General features: G+C 63.3%; 21 protein-coding genes. 13 read left to right on the top strand and 8 right to left on the bottom strand.

The genetic code is table 11. The annotated features are described in order from the left end of the window. Window positions 1-70 precede the first annotated feature (70 nt). Both G9C89_RS18760 and G9C89_RS18765 read right to left on the bottom strand, forming a co-directional pair. Window positions 71-850: an ABC transporter permease gene (locus tag G9C89_RS18760; protein WP_172151210.1), complete on the bottom strand. Its 780-nt coding sequence runs from the start codon at window positions 848-850 to the stop codon at window positions 71-73. Between the two features lie 11 nt (window positions 851-861). Next, a complete protein-coding gene (locus G9C89_RS18765; RefSeq protein WP_172150883.1) occupies window positions 862-1,794 on the bottom strand; it encodes an ABC transporter ATP-binding protein in 933 nt (310 codons plus the stop codon). A gap of 261 nt (window positions 1,795-2,055) precedes the next feature. Between G9C89_RS18765 and G9C89_RS18770 the strand changes: the two genes are divergently transcribed. Both G9C89_RS18770 and G9C89_RS18775 read left to right on the top strand, forming a co-directional pair. Next, window positions 2,056-2,943: a DNA-3-methyladenine glycosylase family protein gene (locus G9C89_RS18770; protein ID WP_172150890.1), complete on the top strand. Its 888-nt coding sequence runs from the start codon at window positions 2,056-2,058 to the stop codon at window positions 2,941-2,943. A 6-nt stretch (window positions 2,944-2,949) separates the two neighbouring features. Then, window positions 2,950-3,447 (top strand): methylated-DNA--[protein]-cysteine S-methyltransferase, encoded by a 498-nt coding sequence (locus G9C89_RS18775; protein ID WP_172150892.1) that lies wholly within the window; start codon window positions 2,950-2,952, stop codon window positions 3,445-3,447. 166 nt (window positions 3,448-3,613) lie between these two features. Here G9C89_RS18775 and G9C89_RS18780 read toward each other — a convergent pair whose 3' ends face one another. The 5 genes from G9C89_RS18780 to aroC all read right to left on the bottom strand — a co-directional run bounded on the left by G9C89_RS18780 (window position 3,614) and on the right by aroC (window position 7,491). Next, window positions 3,614-4,177, bottom strand: a complete 564-nt coding sequence (locus tag G9C89_RS18780; protein WP_172150894.1) for a histidine phosphatase family protein — start codon at window positions 4,175-4,177, stop codon at window positions 3,614-3,616. Between the two features lie 4 nt (window positions 4,178-4,181). Then, on the bottom strand, window positions 4,182-4,373 hold the full coding sequence (locus G9C89_RS18785; RefSeq protein ID WP_172150897.1) for a PLDc N-terminal domain-containing protein: 192 nt from the start codon (window positions 4,371-4,373) through the stop codon (window positions 4,182-4,184). Window positions 4,374-4,486: 113 nt separating this feature from the next. After that, window positions 4,487-5,032 (bottom strand): 1,2-dihydroxy-3-keto-5-methylthiopentene dioxygenase, encoded by a 546-nt coding sequence (locus G9C89_RS18790; protein ID WP_172150899.1) that lies wholly within the window; start codon window positions 5,030-5,032, stop codon window positions 4,487-4,489. An 82-nt stretch (window positions 5,033-5,114) separates the two neighbouring features. Beyond that, complete coding sequence (locus tag G9C89_RS18795) at window positions 5,115-6,263, bottom strand: MFS transporter (protein ID WP_172150901.1); 1,149 nt, start codon at window positions 6,261-6,263, stop codon at window positions 5,115-5,117. 136 nt (window positions 6,264-6,399) lie between these two features. Further along, window positions 6,400-7,491, bottom strand: a complete 1,092-nt coding sequence (aroC, locus tag G9C89_RS18800; protein WP_172150913.1) for a chorismate synthase — start codon at window positions 7,489-7,491, stop codon at window positions 6,400-6,402. A 173-nt stretch (window positions 7,492-7,664) separates the two neighbouring features. Here aroC and G9C89_RS18805 point away from each other — a divergent pair, with 173 nt between their 5' ends. Next, window positions 7,665-8,654, top strand: a complete 990-nt coding sequence (locus tag G9C89_RS18805) for an alpha/beta hydrolase (RefSeq protein WP_172150915.1) — start codon at window positions 7,665-7,667, stop codon at window positions 8,652-8,654. Window positions 8,655-8,706: 52 nt separating this feature from the next. Next, on the top strand, window positions 8,707-9,504 hold the full coding sequence (locus G9C89_RS18810; RefSeq protein WP_172150917.1) for a hypothetical protein: 798 nt from the start codon (window positions 8,707-8,709) through the stop codon (window positions 9,502-9,504). Between the two features lie 101 nt (window positions 9,505-9,605). Here G9C89_RS18810 and uraH read toward each other — a convergent pair whose 3' ends face one another. Next, window positions 9,606-9,959 (bottom strand): hydroxyisourate hydrolase, encoded by a 354-nt coding sequence (uraH, locus tag G9C89_RS18815; protein WP_172150929.1) that lies wholly within the window; start codon window positions 9,957-9,959, stop codon window positions 9,606-9,608. 115 nt (window positions 9,960-10,074) lie between these two features. Between uraH and G9C89_RS18820 the strand changes: the two genes are divergently transcribed. From G9C89_RS18820 to G9C89_RS18860, 9 genes are all read left to right on the top strand, one after another. Continuing rightward, window positions 10,075-10,377 carry a hypothetical protein gene (locus tag G9C89_RS18820; RefSeq protein ID WP_172150931.1) on the top strand — a complete coding sequence of 101 codons (303 nt, stop codon included), beginning with the start codon at window positions 10,075-10,077 and terminating at the stop codon, window positions 10,375-10,377. Beyond that, window positions 10,374-11,318, top strand: a complete 945-nt coding sequence (puuE, locus tag G9C89_RS18825) for an allantoinase PuuE (protein WP_172150933.1) — start codon at window positions 10,374-10,376, stop codon at window positions 11,316-11,318. The genes G9C89_RS18820 and puuE overlap by 4 nt, the downstream gene beginning before the upstream one ends. Next, window positions 11,315-11,830: a 2-oxo-4-hydroxy-4-carboxy-5-ureidoimidazoline decarboxylase gene (uraD, locus tag G9C89_RS18830; protein ID WP_172150935.1), complete on the top strand. Its 516-nt coding sequence runs from the start codon at window positions 11,315-11,317 to the stop codon at window positions 11,828-11,830. The genes puuE and uraD overlap by 4 nt, the downstream gene beginning before the upstream one ends. A 27-nt stretch (window positions 11,831-11,857) precedes the next feature. Beyond that, the gene (alc, locus tag G9C89_RS18835) at window positions 11,858-12,853 is read left to right on the top strand and encodes an allantoicase (protein ID WP_172150937.1); all 996 of its coding nucleotides are present in this window, start codon (window positions 11,858-11,860) and stop codon (window positions 12,851-12,853) included. 139 nt (window positions 12,854-12,992) lie between these two features. Further along, window positions 12,993-13,496: an ureidoglycolate lyase gene (locus tag G9C89_RS18840; protein WP_172150939.1), complete on the top strand. Its 504-nt coding sequence runs from the start codon at window positions 12,993-12,995 to the stop codon at window positions 13,494-13,496. Window positions 13,497-13,543: 47 nt separating this feature from the next. Next, window positions 13,544-14,800, top strand: coding sequence for a urate hydroxylase PuuD (locus G9C89_RS18845; RefSeq protein ID WP_172150941.1), 1,257 nt, complete (start codon window positions 13,544-13,546; stop codon window positions 14,798-14,800). 391 nt (window positions 14,801-15,191) lie between these two features. Continuing rightward, complete coding sequence (locus tag G9C89_RS18850) at window positions 15,192-16,742, top strand: cation:proton antiporter family protein (protein WP_172150943.1); 1,551 nt, start codon at window positions 15,192-15,194, stop codon at window positions 16,740-16,742. A gap of 437 nt (window positions 16,743-17,179) precedes the next feature. After that, entirely contained in the window at window positions 17,180-18,679 is a 1,500-nt protein-coding gene (locus G9C89_RS18855; protein WP_172150945.1) for a nucleobase:cation symporter-2 family protein, read from the top strand. A 74-nt stretch (window positions 18,680-18,753) separates the two neighbouring features. Further along, window positions 18,754-19,614, top strand: coding sequence for an outer membrane protein OmpK (locus G9C89_RS18860; RefSeq protein WP_172150947.1), 861 nt, complete (start codon window positions 18,754-18,756; stop codon window positions 19,612-19,614). Window positions 19,615-20,056 lie beyond the last annotated feature (442 nt).

Here is a 20,056-nt window from a genome sequence, read left to right on the forward strand (position 1 = left end):
CTGAGTCTAACGGCTTCGCCGCGCCTTTCAGCCGTTAAAGATGTTTCCCGATATTGTTTGCCAACACCTGTTACTGACGCATGCCGCGCCCGCTGACCAGCAAGCGAATGCACACGCCATACAACACGGCGGTGGCTATCAGCATGAAGCCGATGGCGACACCGATGCGAATGTCCGATACGCCGAGGATGCCGTAGCGAAAGGCATTGACCATATGCAGCACCGGGTTGACCAGCGACAGGGTCTGCCAGAACGGTGGCAGCAGGCTGATCGAGTAGAACACCCCGCCCAGGTAGGTCAGCGGCGTCAGGACGAAGGTCGGAATGATCGAGATGTCGTCGAAGTTGCGCGCGAACACCGCGTTGATGAAGCCGCCCAGGGAGAAGATGGTCGCGGTCAGCAGCACCACCAGCACGGTCACGCCGAGGTGATGCACCTGCAGGTGGGTGAAGAACAGCGACAGCAGGGTGACGATCAGGCCTACCGCCAGCCCGCGCAGCACCCCGCCCACCACATAGCCGACGAGGATGATGTGCGGCGACACCGGCGACACCATCAGCTCCTCGATCGAGCGCTGGAACTTGCTGCCGAAGAAGCTCGACACCACGTTGCCGTAGGAGTTGGTGATCACCGACATCATGATCAGCCCCGGCACTATGTATTCCATGTAGGTGAAGCCGCCCATGTCGCCGATCTGCCGGCCGATCAGGTTGCCGAAGATGACGAAGTACAGAACCATGGTGATCGCCGGCGGCAGCAGAGTCTGTGGCCAGATGCGGGTGAAGCGGCGGATCTCGCGGTAGACGATGGTGCGCAACGCCACCATGTTGGCGGCGAACTCGGAATTCAGATAAGCCGTGCTCATACCGCCACCTTCGCCAGGTTCTTCTCGACCAGGGAGACGAACAACTCCTCCAGGCGATTGGTTTTATTGCGCAAGCTGAGCACCTCGATTTTCTGCAGCGCCAACTGGCGGAACAGTTCGGTAATGCCCTGGTCCTTGTCGATTTGCACTTCCAGGGTGTGATGGTCGAGCAGGTGCGCCGGGTAACCGATCAGTTGCGGCGGCACCAGTAGCGACTCCTTCAGGTCGAGCAGGAAGGTCTCCACGTGCAGCTTCTTGAGCAACTCGCGCATGCTGGTGTTCTCGACGATCCGGCCGTGATCGATGATGCCGATGTTGCGGCACAACTGCTCGGCCTCCTCCAGATAATGGGTGGTGAGGATGATGGTGATGCCTTGCTGGTTGAGCTCGGTGAGGAAACTCCACATCGAGCGGCGCAACTCGATATCGACCCCGGCGGTCGGCTCATCGAGAATCAGCAGGCGCGGCTGATGGACCAGGGCGCGGGCGATCATCAGCCGCCGCTTCATGCCGCCGGACAGCTCGCGCGAGGGCACATTGCGCTTGTCCCACAGCCCCAGCTGGTTGAGGTACTGCTCGGCACGCTGCTTGGCGATGCGCGCGGGAATCCCGTAATAACCGGCCTGGGTCACGACGATGTCGAAGACCTTCTCGAACTGGTTGAAATTGAACTCCTGGGGCACCACGCCCAGGCAACGCTTGAGCGCCGCCGGCTGCTTGTCCAGGTCATGGCCGAACACGTTGACCGTGCCGCTGGTCTTGGTCACCAGGGTCGAGAGAATGCCGATGGTGGTGGATTTGCCGGCGCCATTGGGGCCGAGCAAGGCGAAAAAATCCCCTTCGGCGACATCCAGGTCGATGCCATGCAGAGCCTGGAAGCCATTGCCGTAGGTTTTGGTCAACTGCCGGATGGACAGAGCGGTACTCATAAAAAATGCACGCACCTGTAAAAAGAAGAAATCAAAAGATGGGGGCTGCGCCGCTCACTACAAGGGCAAAGCGCAGCAAGTCTAGCGCCACAGCGCCGCCAATCGCAGTGTTATCGAGAGAAATTGCGGGTGGCCGGCAAAACCGCCACGCACAAAAGCCAAGCGGCGGGCCACGCCCCTACGGACCAGGCTACGAGTACAGCGCCTTTTGAAAGTCAGTTTGGCGCTGACAAGCGCGCGACCCGGGGGTATCGTCCGGGCATGAATAACGCCCCGCAAGCCACGCTGCTGTTGCCCTACCACGCCCCCTGGGATTGGCAGCAGTTCCACGACCACTTCGCCCTGCGCGCCCTGGCGGGCGTCGAACGGCTGAGCCGCGAGTGTTACTGCCGCAGCTTCCGGCTGGCCAACGTCAGCGGCTGGTTCAGGGTAAGCCCGCAGCCCGGACAGAACGCCCTGGCCCTGAGCTACAGCGCCTCGGCCATCCCCTGCCTGGCCGAATTGCAGCAGCGGGTGCGACGGATGTTCGACCTGGATGCCGAACCGCAGCGCATCGGCAGGCATTTCGCCCAGGATCCCTACCTGGCTGCGCTGGTCGCGCGCAATCCGGGGCTGCGCCTGCCGACCGCCTTCGACCCGTTCGAGCAGGCGGTGCGGGCCATCGTCGGTCAGCAGGTCACGGTAAAAGCCGCGGTGACCATCAGCGGGCGCCTGGTCATGCGTCTGGGCGAGCCTCTACCGGCGGCCGACGGCAGCGGCGTCGACCGCCTGTTCCCCAGCGCCGCGGCAATCGCCGGGGCCAACCTGGAGGGCATCGGCATGCCGGGTAAACGCGTACAGACGCTGCAGCACTTCGCCGGGCTGGTCGCCAGCGGCGCCTTGCACCTGGATCTGCGCCATGGCAGCGAAGCCCTGATCGAACGGCTCTGCGCCCTGCCCGGCATCGGCCCCTGGACCGCCGAATACATAGCGCTGCGCGCCTTCGGCGCCGCCGATGCCTTTCCCGCCAGCGACCTGGGCCTGCTCAAGGCGCCACTGTGGGGCGCCGACGGCATCGACACCAGGCAACTCAAGGCCCGCGCCGAAGCCTGGCGACCGTGGCGCGCCTACGCCGCCGCCCACCTGTGGCACAACTATTCGCAGAGGTGAATGGCCATGTTCTACCGCTACCACCCCAGCCCTCTCGGCCGCCTGCTGCTGGCCGGCGATGAAACCGGCCTGCAGCAACTGCTGATGGAGATCGACGACAAACCCTGGCAGATCGGTGAGCACTGGCGAACCGCTGCTGGCGAACTGGATGAGGTGTGTCGGCAACTCGACGACTACTTCGCCGGCCGCCGTCGGCGCTTCGAGCTGCGCCTGGCGCCGCACGGCACGCTCTTTCAACAGGCGGTGTGGCAGGCGTTACAACGCATCCCCTTCGGCCAGACCAGCAGTTACAGCGCCCTGGCCGCGCAGATCGCCCGACCCAAGGCGGTGCGTGCGGTCGGCGCGGCCAATGGCGCCAACCCCATCGCGGTGATCATCCCCTGCCACCGGGTGATCGGCCGCGACGGCAGCCTGACCGGTTATGCCGGTGGCCTGGCGCGCAAGGCGCTGCTGTTGCAGCTGGAAGGGGCGCAGGTACCGGAGCAGGCAACGCTGGCGCTTTGAGGCGGGCTGCTAGTGTGCTGTCTCGCAATAATCATTGCTCAAGCAGCTGCGGCTGGCCTGTGTAGGGAGCGCGGAGCCGCCTAGGCTGTGCGCACCACTGACAACTGGGTGCCTGGTGCGCACGGCGCACCCTACGAGCTGGTGTCATCGATTCTGAGACAGCACACTAGGGCGCCGGAATGCGCGCCAGCACCTGGGCCGGAACGCCGAGCGGCAAGGCCAGGATCAGGCCTTCGCCGGAGGCGGGATAGATGCCGGTCAAGGCGCTGATATTCACCTGATGAGACACCAGCACCATAGGTGCACCGCGCGCCAAACTATTGACCTGGGCGACCAGCTCCGCGGTCTGCTGGCTGGCGCGTGCGCGGCTGGCGAAGAAGGAGTCCAGCGCCGGCATGGCTTCGACCGCCCCCAGATCCATTTCCTGCGCCGTATCGCGCGCCCGGCACCAGCGGCTGCTGAATAGCCTGGGCTGCTCGATCCACTGGCTGCGCAGCAATGTGCCCCAACGCCGGGACTCCTCGCGACCCTGCTCGCTGAGGTTGCGCTGGGTGGTGCAATCGCCGAGTTGGAAGTTCGCCGGATCACCGAAACCCGGTGCGCTGGCATGGCGCAACAGCAACAGCGCGCGGCCTTCACGCAGGGCATCCCATGCCTGGCTATCGCTGGCGTAGGCGAAGCCAGGCAGGCTCAGCCAGGCCAGCAACACCCAGCCGACCAGGCGGATCATGCCTTTAGAAACGCACGTTGCCACGCGGCCCCAGCAGCGCCCAGATGATCAGACCGATCACCGGCAGAAACAGGATCAACAGCACCCAGAGGACTTTCTTGCCGACCTCGGTGTTGCTTTTGACGATATTGATGATGGCCCAGATACTCAGAACCAGAATAATCAGGCCGACAAGGCCATTCATAGTAGAACCCATGGGGACACTCCTGTGCGAAGGGTTGCCCGACTAGCATAGCCATCGATGCCTGGCGTTGCGCAAGCGCTATGTTGCGCAGGCCCTACCGCTTCAGCCCCCGAACCAGCCGAGTATCAATCATCCAGCCGCGGGAAACGGCTGGCAATATCATCGCCGGTGAACTCGGCGACCCAGCCATCGGTATTGCTGAACAGACGGATCATCACGAAGTGCGGATGCTCGCCCATGTCGAACCAGTGCCGCGTGCCGGCCGGCACCGAGATCAGGTCTCCCTTCTCGCACAACACGGCGTAGACGTAGTCGTCGATATGCAGGCTGAACAGGCCGCTGCCCACCACGAAGAACCGCACTTCGTCCTCGGCATGCCGGTGCTCGTCGAGAAACCTGGCGCGCAGCTCGGCCTTATCCGGGTGCTCATCGCTCAAGCTGAGCACATCGACCGCGGCATAGCCGCGCTCGCTCATCAATTGCTCGATCTGCGGCCGGTAGGCGGCGAGTACCTGTTCCTGGCTGCAGCCAGGAGCAAGCGGCGTCAGCGCCTGCCAGCGCTCGAAATGCACACCGACGGCGGCCAGGGTGCTGGCGATATCTTCCAGATGGGTCAGCACCTTGTTCGGCAGATCGGCAGAAGACTCGGGGTAGACGCTCAGGCTGCTCATGATCAGAACTCTCGTGGGTTATCCGTAGGCTGAGTAAAGGCACAGCTGGAGCCCAAACCCAATGACGTGAAGCACGGCCGGCTCATGGCCGCGGCTCGTGCATGCGCGTGGCAGTGATGGCCGCGACCAGGGCGACCAGGCTGGCGATGGCGAACGTCCAGGCCGGGCCGAGGCTGTTCCAGCTGTAACCGGAATAGAGCGCACCCAAGGCGCCGCCAACCCCGGTCAGTGCAGCGTACAACGCCTGCCCCTGGCCCTGCTGACGGTCGGCGAAACTGCGCTGTACGAAGTGGATGGCCGCCGCGTGAAAACTGCCAAAAGTCGCGGCGTGCAGCAACTGGGCGAACAGCAATACCAGTAGATGATCGGCCAGGTTGCCCAGCAACAACCAGCGCACGGCGGTGATCAGAAAGCTGGCCAACAGCACGCTGCGCAGCGAAAACCGCGCCAGCAGCTGGGCCATGACCATGAACAGCACGATCTCGGCCAGCACCCCGAGGGCCCAGAGCTGACCGATCAGGCCGCGCGAATAGCCGAGCGACTCCAGGTGCAGGGTCAGAAAGGTGTAATACGGGCCGTTGCTCAGCTGCATCAGCCCGACACTGAGGTAAAACGCCAGGATGCCGGGGCGACGCAACTGCTGGATAAAGCCGCCCTCGCCCACCGCATTGGGGCGCATGCGCGGCTGAGCGTTGGGCACCCACCAGCTGCTCAGCACGATGCCGCCCATGATCAGGATCAGCGCCCAGGGATAGGCATCCAGGCTGAGCAGCTCGAACAGCTTGCCCAGGCCGACCACCGCGACGATGAAGCCGATGCTGCCCCACAGGCGAATCTTGCTGTAGCGCGCCGCCTGCTCCTGCAGATGGGCGAAGGTGATGACCTCGAACTGCGGCAGCACCGCATGCCAGAAGAACGCGTGCAGGGCCATGATCAGGGCCAGCCAGGCATAACTCTGGCTGATGAAGATGCCGGCGAAACACAGCAGCGTGCAGATCGCGCCAAAACGCACGATGGCCAGGCGCTGGCCGCTGTGATCGCCCAGCCAGCCCCAGATGTTGGGGGCGATGCAGCGCATCAGCATGGGAATGGCGACCAGTTCGCCGATGCGGGCGGCGGAAAAGCCCAGGTGATCGAAATACAACGCCAGAAACGGAGCCGTGGCGCCGAGTAGCGAGAAATAGAAGAAATAGAAACCGGACAGGCGCCAATAGGGCAATGCGGAGGTCATGGCTTAACGGATGCAGGTTGGGTTGAGGAGCGTAGCGACGAAGCCCCACATTGCGAGCTGCAGGCCAACAACTGCACTGGCCGCTGTTGGACTTCACTGCATTCAGTCTGCGCGGCCCGGCCCAACCTACCCCTATTCAAAGCTGCCCTAGCACCGGCGTAGCGACGCGCACATCGGCGTTCTGCGCGCGGTGGCGCAGCAGGTGATCCATCAGCACGATGGCCATCATCGCCTCGGCGATCGGCGTGGCGCGGATGCCGACGCAGGGATCGTGACGGCCCTTGGTGATCACCTCCACCGGATTGCCAGCGACATCGATCGAGCGCCCCGGCGTGGTGATGCTGGAGGTCGGCTTGAGCGCCAGGTGGGCGACGATCGGCTGGCCGCTGGAAATGCCGCCGAGGATGCCGCCGGCGTTGTTCGACAGGAAACCCTCGGGGGTCAGCTCGTCGCGATGCTCGGTGCCGCGCTGGGCGACGCTGGCGAAACCGGCGCCGATCTCCACGCCCTTGACCGCGTTGATGCTCATCAGCGCATGGGCCAGTTCGGCGTCCAGACGGTCGAAGATCGGCTCGCCCAGGCCCGGCATCACCCCTTCGGCGACCACGGTGATCTTCGCCCCGACCGAATCCTGGTCGCGGCGCAGCTGGTCCATATAGGCCTCCAGCTCGGGCACCTTGTCCGGGTCGGGGCTGAAGAAGGCGTTCTGCTCCACCGACTCCCAGCTCTTGAACGGAATCTCGATCGGGCCGAGCTGGCTCATGTAGCCGCGAATGACGATGCCCTGGGTCGCCAGGTACTTCTTGGCGATGGCGCCGGCGGCCACACGCATGGCGGTCTCGCGGGCCGAGCTGCGGCCACCGCCACGGTAGTCGCGGATGCCGTACTTGTGCTGATAGGTGTAATCGGCATGGGCCGGGCGGAAGACATCCTTGATCGCCGAGTAATCCTTGGACTTCTGATCGGTATTGCGGATCAGCAGGCCGATGGCGCAGCCGGTGGTCTTGCCCTCGAACACCCCGGCGAGGATTTCCACCACATCGTCTTCCTGACGCTGGGTGGTGTGGCGGCTGGTGCCCGGCTTGCGCCGGTCGAGGTCGCGCTGCATGTCTTCCAGCGACAATTCCAGGCCCGGAGGGCAACCATCGACGATGGCGACCAGCGCCGGGCCATGGCTTTCGCCAGCGCTGGTGACGGTGAACAACTTGCCGTAGGTATTGCCGGACATTTGCAGGATACTCCGCGGGAATCAGCACCGGGCCCGGCGCAACGCTTGCCCGCGCGCGCCAGACCGCTACTCGATAAAGGCCGCGAGTATACCCGCGGCGCCGGCTCAGTTCACCCTCGAACCTTAGGTCGATGTTGACGTCCAATTCACGTCCCACTGCCACAGTGCCCATCATGCTGCGAGTTCTGCTGTTGACCCTGCCCCTGCTTGCGAGCCTGGCCCAGGCCGCCCCCCTTACCATCGTGCAACGACCGATCAGCCTGGCCACCGAACAGGGCAGCCTGCAGGGCACTTTAGTGCGCCCGCAAAGCGACCAGCCGCTGCCTGTCGCGCTGCTGATTGCCGGCTCCGGACCCACCGACCGCGACGGCAATAATCCCGCCGGCGGGCACAACGACAGTCTCAAGCGTCTGGCCCAGGCGCTGGCCAGGCACGGCATCGCCAGCGTGCGTTACGACAAGCGCGGGATCGCCGCCAGCCGTGCCGCCACCCCGGACGAGCGCGACCTGACGGTCGAGCAGTATGTCGCCGACGTTGCCGCCTGGGGCCAGCTGCTCAAGGCCGATAGTGATTTCAGCCGGCTGATCCTGATCGGCCACAGCGAAGGTGCCTTGATCGCCAGCCTGGCGGCCCCGGCAGCCGGTGCCGATGCGCTGATCTCGATCGCCGGCAGCTCGCGCCCCATCGACCAGGTGCTGCGCGAACAACTGCACTATCGCCTGCCGCCGAACTTGCTCGCGCAAAGCCATCGCCTGCTCGACTCGCTGCTGGCCGGCCAGCCGAGCGATGCGGTGCCCGCTGAGCTGCGCGTGCTGTTTCGCCCCAGCGTGCAGCCCTACCTGATTTCACTGTTCCGCCAGGATCCCAGCGCGGCCTTCGCCCGCGTGCAGATCCCGGCGCTGATCGTCCAGGGCAGCCACGACATCCAGGTCGGCGTCGCCGATGCCGAGGCCTTGCAAGCCGTCAAGACCGATGCACAACTGGCGATAATCGAGGGCATGAACCACGTCCTGCGCATCGTCCCGCTGGACGTCAAGGCGCAACTGGCGTCCTACGACAACCCGCGCCTGCCCCTGGCGCGCCTGCTGACCGAGCGCGTCGTCAGCTTCATCGAGGAAACTGGCAAAGCGCCAGCCTCCAGCGCCGCGCAAATCGGCCGATAAAGGCTGGGCCAGCGCGCCGTCTTGCCCTGGTATCGCGCACAGGACTGCCTTTATGACCGACGCCAACGCCCCACAATCTGCGCCTGATGCCACTGCCCATGCGCAAGCTGCGGTCGAGAAAGCCCATCCCTGGGCGGATCTCGCGCCCGAGCACTTCCGCCTGTTGCGCCTGGCGCCCCTGCCGGTCGACCGCCACACCGGCGCGCGGCCCTTGCGCTTCGTGCAACTGGGCCGGGTGGAGCGGCACGCCAAGGGCCAGAGCCTGCTGCGCCTGACCCTGCACCTGCCCGGCGTGCGCCTGCGCAAGGAATTGAACCTGCTGGAGGTCTGGATCGACCACCGCAGCAAGGAGATGCGCCTCGGCCCGGAAAAGGGCTTGCTGGTAGAACCGGGCAATCGCGGCCTGGGGCGCTTCCTGCTGGCCCAGGGCATCGCCTGGGCCCAGCGACACTGCGCGCACTACCTGGTAGAAGGCGCGGCCCTGCCGGCCAAGGACGCCCTGAACGAAGACGCTCGTCTGCGCCGCGATCACTGCCTGCAAGCCCAGGGCTTCGACATCGAATACCTCGACCCCCTGCAACTCAAAGCCCGTTACAGCGCCGCCCGGGTCAGCAGCCTGCACAGCGATTGGCAGAGCGAAAAGGTCCAGGTTGTCGACCTGCTCGATGCCGCGGCCATGTTGCAACAAGCCGACCAGAACCTGCGCGAACAGGACGTCAAGCTGCGCAAGCTGGACTCGCGCCTCGAACTGTTCCGCCGCGAAGACAGCAGCCTGCGCTTCACCATCGCCTGCCTGGTGGCGTTTTGCATGTTCCAGGCCGGCTTGCTGATCTGGATGGCCACGCGTTAGGCAGCAATTACCCTCCTACGCCCGCGCAGCAGAAAAAAAGCCCGCGATGTAAGCGGGCCAGGGACTCTAAGGATGAGTCAGGGGGTCACAAGCATTCGCTATCAGCTACCGCGATAGGTGGAGTAGCTGTATGGGGAAATCAGCAGGGGAACATGGTAGTGCTCCTGGCCGGCATCGATACCGAAGCGCAGCACCACCACATCGAGAAATGCCGGATCGGGCAACTGCACGCCACGCGCGCGGTAATAGTCGCCCGCATGGAATTGCAACTGGTAGACACCGCTGCGGTAGTCGTCGCCCTGCAGAATAGGCGCATCGCAACGGCCGTCATGGTTGGTCAGCACACGGCTGAGCAACTGCAACTGCGCGCCTTCGACCCGATACAACTCAACAGTGATGGCGCTGCCGGGGCAGCCGTGCGCGGCATCCAGAACATGTGTGGTCAATCGTCCCATAGCGATCAGGCATCCACGCCGGCCACTTGCCGCGCAGACACCGCACCTCCTCTACTGTTAGTGAATTCGGCAGATGACTCAGGCTCCAGCAGCCTCGAGTTGAGCGGAGCATAGCATGCCGCCGAACAATTCAAGACACTTTTTTAATTTATTGTACACAATAATATTTACAATCAATCCGGCCAAGACCACCAACCCGCGCCCAGCCATGACGGCAAACCCCGTGGCTCAAGACATGCGCTTGGCGCACGGCCCGAGCACCGGCACAGATTCGATGGCGAAAATTGATTTAGCAATAAGCCTGATTTTTTATTTACAAATCGCCATTCATTTTGTATACAATTACCTCATCACGGTCGCGTCCCTCGTCACGGGCTACGCAGTGACCGCAACACGCCAAGAAGGAAGACTGCAGTGAGCGCTGACTACCCACGCGACCTGATCGGTTACGCCAACAACCCGCCGCATCCGCACTGGCCGGGCGACGCCCGTATTGCCCTGTCGTTCGTGCTCAACTACGAGGAAGGCGGCGAGCGCAACGTGCTGCACGGCGACCCGGAGTCCGAGGCCTTTCTCTCCGAGATGGTCTCCGCCCAGCCGCTGCAAGGCGAACGCAACATGAGCATGGAATCGCTCTACGAGTACGGCAGCCGCGCCGGGGCCTGGCGTCTGCTCAAGCTGTTCGACAAGCACGCAATCCCGTTGACCGTATTCGCCGTGGCCATGGCCGCCCAGCGTCACCCCGAGGCGATCAAGGCGATGGCCGCCGCCGGCCATGAGATCTGCAGCCACGGCTACCGCTGGATCGACTACCAGTACATGGACGAGGCCGAGGAGCGCGAGCATCTGCTCGAAGCCATCCGCATCCTTAAAGACATCACCGGCGAGCGCCCGCTGGGCTGGTACACCGGCCGCACCGGGCCGAACACCCGGCGTCTGGTGATGGAGGAAGGCGGTTTCCTCTATGACTCGGACACCTACGACGACGACCTGCCCTACTGGGATCCGGCCAGCAGCGCGGCCAAGCCGCACCTGGTGATCCCCTACACCCTGGATACCAACGACATGCGCTTCACCCAGGTGCAGGGTTTCAACACCGGCGACGATTTCTACCAGTACCTGAAGGACGCCTTCGACGTGCTCTACGCCGAAGGCGTGGCCGGCGCGCCGAAGATGCTGTCGATCGGCATGCACTGCCGCCTGCTCGGCCGTCCGGCGCGCATCGCCGCCCTGGCGCGCTTCATCGAGTACGTCAAAGGCCACGACAAGGTCTGGTGCGCCCGCCGCGTCGATATCGCCCGCCACTGGCACGCCACCCACCCCTTCTCCTTGAATCAGCAGCACGAGAACAGCAAATGAGCCGCTTTCGGACCCTGACCCCGTCGCACCTGAGCCGCGCAGACTTCGTCAACGTCTTCGCCGACATCTACGAGCACTCGCCCTGGGTGGCCGAGAAAGCCTTCGAGCTGGGCCTCGATCAGAGCGTCGACAAGGTCGACGGCCTGCACCAGCGCATGGCCGACATCCTGCTCAGCGCCAGCCATGAGGCCCAACTGGCGCTGATCAACGCCCACCCGGACCTGGCCGGCAAAGCCGCCATTCGCGGCGAGCTGACCGCATCGAGCACCGCCGAGCAGGCCGGCGCCGGTATCAGTGAATGCAGCGCCGAAGAATTCGCGCGCTTTACCGAACTCAACGATGCCTACAAGGCCAAGTTCGGCTTTCCTTTCATCATGGCGGTGAAAGGTAGCAACCGGCAGCAGATTCTCGCGGCCTTCGAAGAGCGCATCCATAACGCCCCGGAGCAGGAGTTCGCCTGCGCCCTGGCCGAGATCAACAAGATCGCGCTGTTCCGTTTGCAAGCCCTGTAACGCCCTCACTGTTAAGGCAGACACGATATGAAAGCTTACGCCGTACCCTTCGAGAAATACCTCAACCTGGCCGACGCCCGTCTCGGCACCAAAGCCATTTCGGTCACCGATGACTGGTTCGCCGACGTCAACCGCCTGTTCCAGCCGACCCCGGCGGTGTGGAAGGAAGGCGTGTTCGACGACAACGGCAAGTGGATGGATGGCTGGGAATCGCGGCGCAAGCGCTTCGAAGGTTACGACAGCGCGGTGATCCGCCTCGGCGTGGCGGGCTCGATCAAGGGCGTGGACATCGACACCAGCTTCTTCACCGGCAACTTCCCGCCGTCGGCTTCCCTGGAAGGCTGCTTCGTCGCCGAAGGCGACCCGAGCGACGCCACCGAGTGGACTGAAGTGCTCGGCGCGGTCGAGCTGCAGGGCAACAGCCACCACTACCACGAGATCAACAACAGCCAGGCCTTTACCCACCTACGCTTCAATATCTACCCGGACGGCGGCGTTGCCCGTCTGCGCGTCTACGGCATTCCGTTCCGCGACTGGAGCACTGTCGGCGATAACCAGCAGATTGACCTGGCCGCCGCACTGAATGGCGGGCGCGCCCTGGCCTGCTCCGACGAACATTTCGGCCGCATGAGCAACATCCTCAACCCGGGCCGCGGCATCAACATGGGCGACGGCTGGGAAACCGCACGCCGCCGCACCCCGGGCAACGACTGGGTGATTGTCGCCCTCGGCCACCCCGGCGAGATCGAGCGCATCATGGTCGACACCCTGCACTTCAAGGGCAACTACCCGGACAGCTGCTCGATCCAGGGCGCCTTCGTCAAGGGCGGCACCGACAGCCAGATCGAAACCCAGAGCCTGTTCTGGCGCGAACTGCTGCCGAGCCAGAAGCTGCAGATGCACGCCGAGCATGAGTTTGCCGAGCAGATCAACCCGCTCGGGCCGATCACCCATGTACGGGTCAATGTGTTCCCGGATGGCGGTATCAGCCGGCTGCGCCTGTTCGGCAAGGTCGCCAAGTAAACCCTCCCCTTTGTAGGAGCCAGCTTGCTGTGGTCCGGCACTCCGGCGATGCTTTTTAGCCATTGATCGCCCATTGATCGCCAGCAAGGACTAGGCGTCCCCCTGGTTCCTACAAAAGCAACGATATTAGCGAGTCACCATGCGCACACTGATCATCGAGCCGTTAAGCAAGGAAGCCTTCGCCCCCTTCGGTGACGTTATCGAAACCGAGGGCAGCGAGTTCTTCATGATCAATAACGGCTCTACCCGCCGCTATCACAAACTGGCCACGGTCGAGACCGCACAGCCGGAGGATACGGCGATCATCAGCATCTTCAGCGCCGAAGCGCTGGAGATGCCGTTGACCGTGCGTATGCTGGAGCGCCATCCGCTGGGCAGCCAGGCATTCATGCCGCTGCTCGGCCACCCCTTTCTGATCCTGGTCGCGCCACTTGGCGATGCACCTCGGTCGGAGTTGGTCCGCGCCTTCCGCAGCAACGGCAGGCAGGGCATAAATTACCATCGCGGCGTCTGGCACCACCCGGTGCTGACGATCGAAAAGCGGGATGACTTCCTGGTGGTTGATCGCAGTGGTTCCGGCAACAACTGCGATGAGCATTTCTTTACCGAGGCAGAGCAACTGCTCCTCGACCCCCACCAATAAGAGAAGCCTGGCGCCGGCGTGCCGGCAGCGGGAAAGAGGTACTGATTGTGGAAGCACATTTGACTGAGTGGCTGAATCTGGGCATCCGCTGGATCCATATGATCACCGGCATCGCCTGGATCGGCGCATCCTTCTATTTCGTCTGGCTGGAAAACAACCTCAACCGCAGCAACCCGCGCGACGGCCTGTCCGGCGATCTGTGGGCAATCCACGGTGGCGGTATCTACCACCTGGAAAAATACAAACTGGCCCCGCCGCAGATGCCCGACAACCTGCACTGGTTCAAATGGGAGGCCTACGCCACCTGGCTGTCGGGCGTGGCCCTGATGCTGGTGGTCTACTACCTCAACCCGAGCCTGTACCTGGTCAAGCCCGGCGTCGACCTGGCACCGGCAATGGCCATCGTCATCGGCTTCGGCTCGATGCTTGCGGGCTACGTGGCCTACCACTTGCTCTGCGATTCGGCCCTGGGCAAGCGCCCGGCCCTGCTCGGTGCGGTGCTGTTCGTGCTGTTGATCGCCGCGGCCTTTGGCTTCAGCCTGATCTTCAGCGGTCGCGCGGCCTATATCCATGTCGGTGCGATCATCGGCACCATCATGGTCGGCAACGTGTTCTTCACCATCATGCCGGCGCAGCGCGCGCTGGTTAAGGCCATCGAAGACAACACCACCCCCGACCCGACCCTGCCGGCCAAGGGCCTGCTGCGCTCGCGGCACAACAACTACTTCACCCTGCCGGTGCTGTTCATCATGATCAGCAACCACTTCCCGAGCACCTACGGCAGCCAGTACAACTGGCTGATCCTGGCCGGCATCGCCATCCTTGCAGTGCTGGTGCGGCACTACTTCAACACCCGCCACGACAGCAGCAAATACGTCTGGACCCTGCCCGCCGCAGCCCTGGGCATGATCTGCCTGGCCTACGTCACCGCCCCGGTACGCTCGACGCCCGAAGCCGCTCCGGTGGCCGCCAGCACAAGCCAACCCGCCGCCATCATCGCCAAGGCAGAAGAAATGCCTGAAGCGACCCCAGGCGCAGCAGGTGCGAACTTTACCGAGGTCAACAAGGTGATCCAGCAACGCTGCAGCGTGTGTCACTCGGCCCAACCGAGCAGCCCGATGTTCAGCGCCGCGCCACTGGGCTTCATGCTCGACACCCCGCAGCAAATCAAGACACAGGCAGCGAAGATCCATGCCCAGTCAGTCGCCTCGCAGGTCATGCCGCTGGGCAACATCACCCAGATGACCCAGGAGGAACGCGACCTGATCGGCGCCTGGATCGCCCAGGGCGCGCAACTCAACTAGACCCTGCAGCCGGGGCGGATCCAGTCTGCCCCGACAGCGGCCTGCCCTACACCGCAGGCCATCGCAAGCAATGCCGTTCGCTTGAGCAAAGTGAGCGGCATTTTTTCTTGCGGCCTTGCCCAACTCACCCGGATTGCCAGCCCTTCCACGCGCCCCTCATGCGCCCCACTGGAGGGCAGTGGTTTCCCGGACTTGCCTCCTGGCTTCGCGCCGCACGCCTTGCTGACGCCGACGAAAAAGCGGCCGGCTTGAACGGCATGCCTTCATTGCACGAGCTTTGGCTCGCCTGGTCGGCCACCACGATATGCCGCGCGGGGCTTGTGCTGGACAACCTGTGCCGACGGCCCGTTACAATGCGCGGCGTTTTGCCTCAAGCCGATAAGGACAGCCCATGATCGAAGCCACCTGGATCGCCTTCGCCTTCATCATGGGCCTGGCCGTACGTGGTATAGGCCTGCCGCCACTGGTCGGCTACCTGGCCGCCGGCTTCGCTCTCGCCACCTTCGGCGGGTATTTCGGCGTAGGCCCGCGCGACAGTGCGGCGCTGGAACATATCGCCCACCTCGGCGTACTCCTGCTGCTGTTTACCGTCGGCCTCAAGCTCAAGCCGAGCAACCTGGTCAGGCGCGAGGTGATTGGCGGCGGCCTGCTGCACTTCACCGTCTCCAGCCTGATCTTCCTGCCGGCGATCCTGCTGATCCTCGACCTGCCCTGGCAGGAAGGGCTGCTGCTGGCCATCGCCCTGTCCTTTTCCAGTACCGTGCTGGCGGCCAAGGTACTGGAGGGCAAGCGCGAACTGCGCGCCTTCCACGGCCGGGTGGCGATCGGCGTGCTGATCATCCAGGACCTGCTCGCCCTGCTGGTGATGAGCCTGGCCAACGGCGATGCCCCTTCGCCCTGGGCCTTGCTGGTATTCGCCCTGCCCTTGCTGCGCCCGCTGCTGTTCCGCCTGCTGGATGCCAGCGGCCACGAAGAACTGATGGTACTACTCGGCCTGCTGCTGGCCCTGGTGGTCGGCGGCTATGGCTTCGAATCGCTGGGCCTGAGCTCCGAGCTTGGCGCCCTGGCCTTCGGCGCCCTGCTGGCCAAGCACAAGCGTGCCGTCGAACTGTCCAACTCGCTGTGGAGCATCAAGGAAGTGTTCCTGGTCGGCTTCTTCCTGCAGATCGGCATCGGCGGTCTGCCGGATGCCGACGCCCTGGCTTTCGCCGTGGTCATGTCGCTGCTGCTGCCGCTCAAGGGCCTGCTGTTCTTCAGCCTGTTCCTGATCTTCCGTCTACGCGCGCGCAGCGCCTTTCTCAGCAGCGTCAGCCTGACCAACTACAGTGAGTTCGGCCTGATCGTGGCCAGCGTGGTCCTGCCGCAATGGCTCATCCCGCTGGCCATCAGCGTGGCCCTGTCCTTCGTCATCTCCGCGCAACTGAACCGCTTCGCCCACCCGCTCTACGAGCGCCTGGCCAAGCGCCTGATCCCGCTGGAGCGCGATATCCGTCACCCCGACGAACAGCCGATTTCCCTCGGCGATGCACAGATTCTGATCATCGGCATGGGCCGCACCGGCCGCGCCGCCTACGATCACCTCAAGGACAAGGGCTTCAGGCTGTTGAGCCTGGACTCCGACCCGGTGGCGATCGAACTGAGCAGCAAGGCCGGACGCCGCGTGCAATTCGCCGACGCCGAAGACCAGATGTTCTGGCAGAGCCTGGAGATGCCGGCGGTCGAGGCGGTGATCCTGGCCATGAACGACCAGGAAGCCAAGATCATCTCCACCCACAAGCTGCGCGAACGCGGCTTCAAGGGGCTGATCGTCGCCCACGCGATGTACGAAGACATCGCCCAGCGCATCCAGGCGGCCGGTGCAGACCACACCTACCTGACCATGAGCGAGGCCGGCAGCGGCCTGGCCGAACACGTCGCCCGTGGCCTGCAAGCGCGCAACTGAGAGGCGACAACCGCCCTACGATCTCGAGCAATCCATATCAGGGTGTCACTCGCCGCAGGCAGTGCACCATGGATCATCGGCGCGGCATAAAGCTGGCGGGCTGTCGCTTCGCGCCGAACGGATCGCCGCCCGAGCCGCCCTGCGCGCCGGCTGGATTACCCTCCATGGCCTGCGCGAAATCGCGACAGCGCCACAACCCGCAGGTCGTCAGCAATACGCCATTTGCAGCGGCAAGACACTGCCAGCCATGACGCCTGCCGCGCGCAACAATAAATATTGTGCACAATCACAAAATAAATTGTTTTAACCAATGTGAACAAGTTGCTATAGTCGGCCCATTCTGACCGACCAGACAGCTTTTAATGGCGATCAGATAGAGGCACCGTGAAGCCTCGTGCAAGCCCATGACCGCATAAAAACAACTGGCAGGCTCTGACATGACCACGACTAGCACCAAGCACGCCCCAGCTCCGTCTGCGGGTAGCAATGACCTGATCTACCAGCTTGACGACACCCCGGCGTTCGCTCCCGCCATCTTCGCCGCCCTGCAGCACGTGCTGGCCGCCTTCGTCGGCATCATCACGCCGACGCTGATCATCGGCAGCGTGCTTGGCCTGGGTGCCCACGTGCCCTATCTGGTGAGCATGGCGCTGTTCGTCTCCGGCCTCGGCACCTTCGTCCAGGCCAAGCGCATCGGCCCAATCGGCTCCGGCCTGCTGTGCCTGCAGGGCACCAGTTTCGGCTTCCTCAGCGTGATTCTCAGCGCCGGATTCATCGTCAAAGGCCGTGGCGGCAGCGAGGAAGAGATCCTCTCCACCCTGTTCGGCATCTGCTTCTGCGCCGCCTTCGTCGAGATCGCCTTCAGCCAGTTCATCAACAAGCTGCGCAAGGTGATCACCCCGGTAGTGACCGGCACCATCATCTGCCTGATGGGCCTGTCGCTGATCAAGGTGGGCATGACCGACCTGGCCGGCGGCTATGGCGCGCCGGATCTCGGCGCCCTGCATCACCTGGCCCTCGGCGGCCTGGTACTGAGTACCATCGTCATCCTCAACCGCGTGTCCTCGCAGGTGTTGCGCCTGTCGGCGGTGATCATCGGCCTGACCCTGGGCTTCACCGTAGCCTGGCTCACGGGCCAGGTGAACTTCGCCAGCATGGCCGAGGTTCCGCTGATCAGCGTACCGCAGCCGTTCAAATACGGTTTCAGCTTCGACTTCATCGCCTTCGTGCCGATCGCCGTGATCTTCCTGATCACTCCGCTGGAGACCGCCGGCGACCTGACCGCCAACTCGATCATCTCCAGGCAACCGGTATCCGGCCCGCTGTACATGCGCCGGATCAAGTCCGGGGTGCTGGCCGACGGCTGCAACTCGGCGGTCGCGGCCATGTTCAACAGCCTGCCGATGACCACCTTCAGCCAGAACAACGGCGTGATCCAGCTCACCGGCGTAGCCAGCCGCCACGTGGCCTTCTACATCGCCGGCATCCTCGTCCTGCTCGGCCTGTTCCCGGCGGTGGGCGCCGTGCTGCAGCTGATGCCCAAACCGGTACTGGGCGGTGCCACCCTGATCATGTTCGGCACTGTCGCCGTAGCCGGCATCAAGATCCTCAGCGAGGCCGGCCTGCACCGGCGCAACGTGCTGATCGTGGCCATTTCCCTGGGCCTGGGCCTGGGTGTGGCCGGCGTACCGGAGGTGCTCTCGCAGATGCCGGACGTGCTGAAGAACATCTTTGGCTCACCCATCACCATCGGCGCCTTCAGTGCCATCCTGCTGAACGTCTTCCTGCCGGACGAGGCCCATGAAGTGGAAGAGGATGACTACGACCCCGAGGCGCACATGCACACCGTAGTGCATGGCGCATCCGACGAGGATGGGGACAACGTTGCATCTGCAACCCTGAGCAGCGACCTCAATCCGACCCCGCGCCCCAACTAAGCATCCAGCCAACACCATCCCGGCGCACACGCCGGGGGTCCAGACGTGCACCTCCTAAAAACAAGGGAAACCCGATGAAACTGAAGCATTTGCCTCCCTGCATTGCGCTTTCTGCCGGCCTGTTCGCCGGCCAGCAAGCCCTCGCCGACGACCTGCTGCTGTGGCAGGACAACAGCCTGACCTACCTGTATGGCGACAACTTCCAGCGCCTCAACTTCAATGCAGAAGAGCAGCCCTCGCAGACCACCTTCACCTTCGCGCATGCCAGCGGCTGGGCCTGGGGCGATGTGTTCTATTTCCTCGACTACGTCCGTGCGGACAACGTCCAGTCGCGCGGCAGCTTTGCCAATGGCAGCTTCGAGCAAGACGACAAGAACAGCTTCTACTACATGGAGTTCTCGCCGCGCATCAGCCTCAGTTGGCTGACCGGCCAGGATCTCTCCGCAGGCCCGCTGAAAGACGTCAAAGCGGCGTTCACCTATGAAAAAGGCGAAGGCGGTCCCGGTACCGAGAACTACCTGTACGGCCTGGGCTTCGATTGGGACGTGCCGGGCTTCGCCTACCTCAAGACCAACCTGTACCGGGTCAAGATCAATAACCAGGTGTTCTTCGCCGACCAGAACAGCAACGGCTACGCCACCCAGCTGACCGTGGCCGGTGCCTACCCCTTCGCCATCGGCGAGCAGGACTTCGTGGTCGACGGCTACATCGACTGGCGCTCACCGTCTGAAGCAGCCGGCACCCAGACCTCGGTCGGCTCCTCGATCCAGGTCAAATGGGACGCGGGCAAGACCCTGTTCGGTAAGGAGCGCAAGCTCTACGTCGGCACCGAGCTGAACATGTGGCACAACAAATACGGGATCACGCCCATCGATGGCTCCACCGATGGCTTCGACCAGACGGCTGTGCAGGCCCTGGTCAAATACCACTTCTGATGACAACCCACTGAACCACTGCCGGGTAGTCGGCAGCGGCAAAATAGAGGGGGATCACGCTGAGCGTGATCCCCTTTTTTGTGTACAAAAATAGCCCTCACAGCCAGCCAAACACTGGCCTCGGCGAAGCAGTGCTCCAGCACAATCAAACAAACCGAAAAACCCAATGGCCACAACATCTTAAACAGAAATCACCCACCACAAACTGACCAGCAAGTCAATTATTAGTACACATAAAAATAGCTTTTTGTGGACAATTTAGTAAAAAACAATTTTCAAGATTAATTTTTATGTGTACAACAATTAGGCCGCCACACTCATTCGCTCAGCGTTAGCCACCCAACCCTGGTCAACTCAAGGGAAGCTAACGAAAGATGTGGAACGGAATGTGCACACAATATCTCCTAAGATGCGCGCCATATTGACGCCAACAACAAAATAC

The organism is Pseudomonas tumuqii, assembly GCF_013184545.1.
In the GTDB taxonomy this organism is placed as follows: domain Bacteria; phylum Pseudomonadota; class Gammaproteobacteria; order Pseudomonadales; family Pseudomonadaceae; genus Aquipseudomonas; species Aquipseudomonas tumuqii.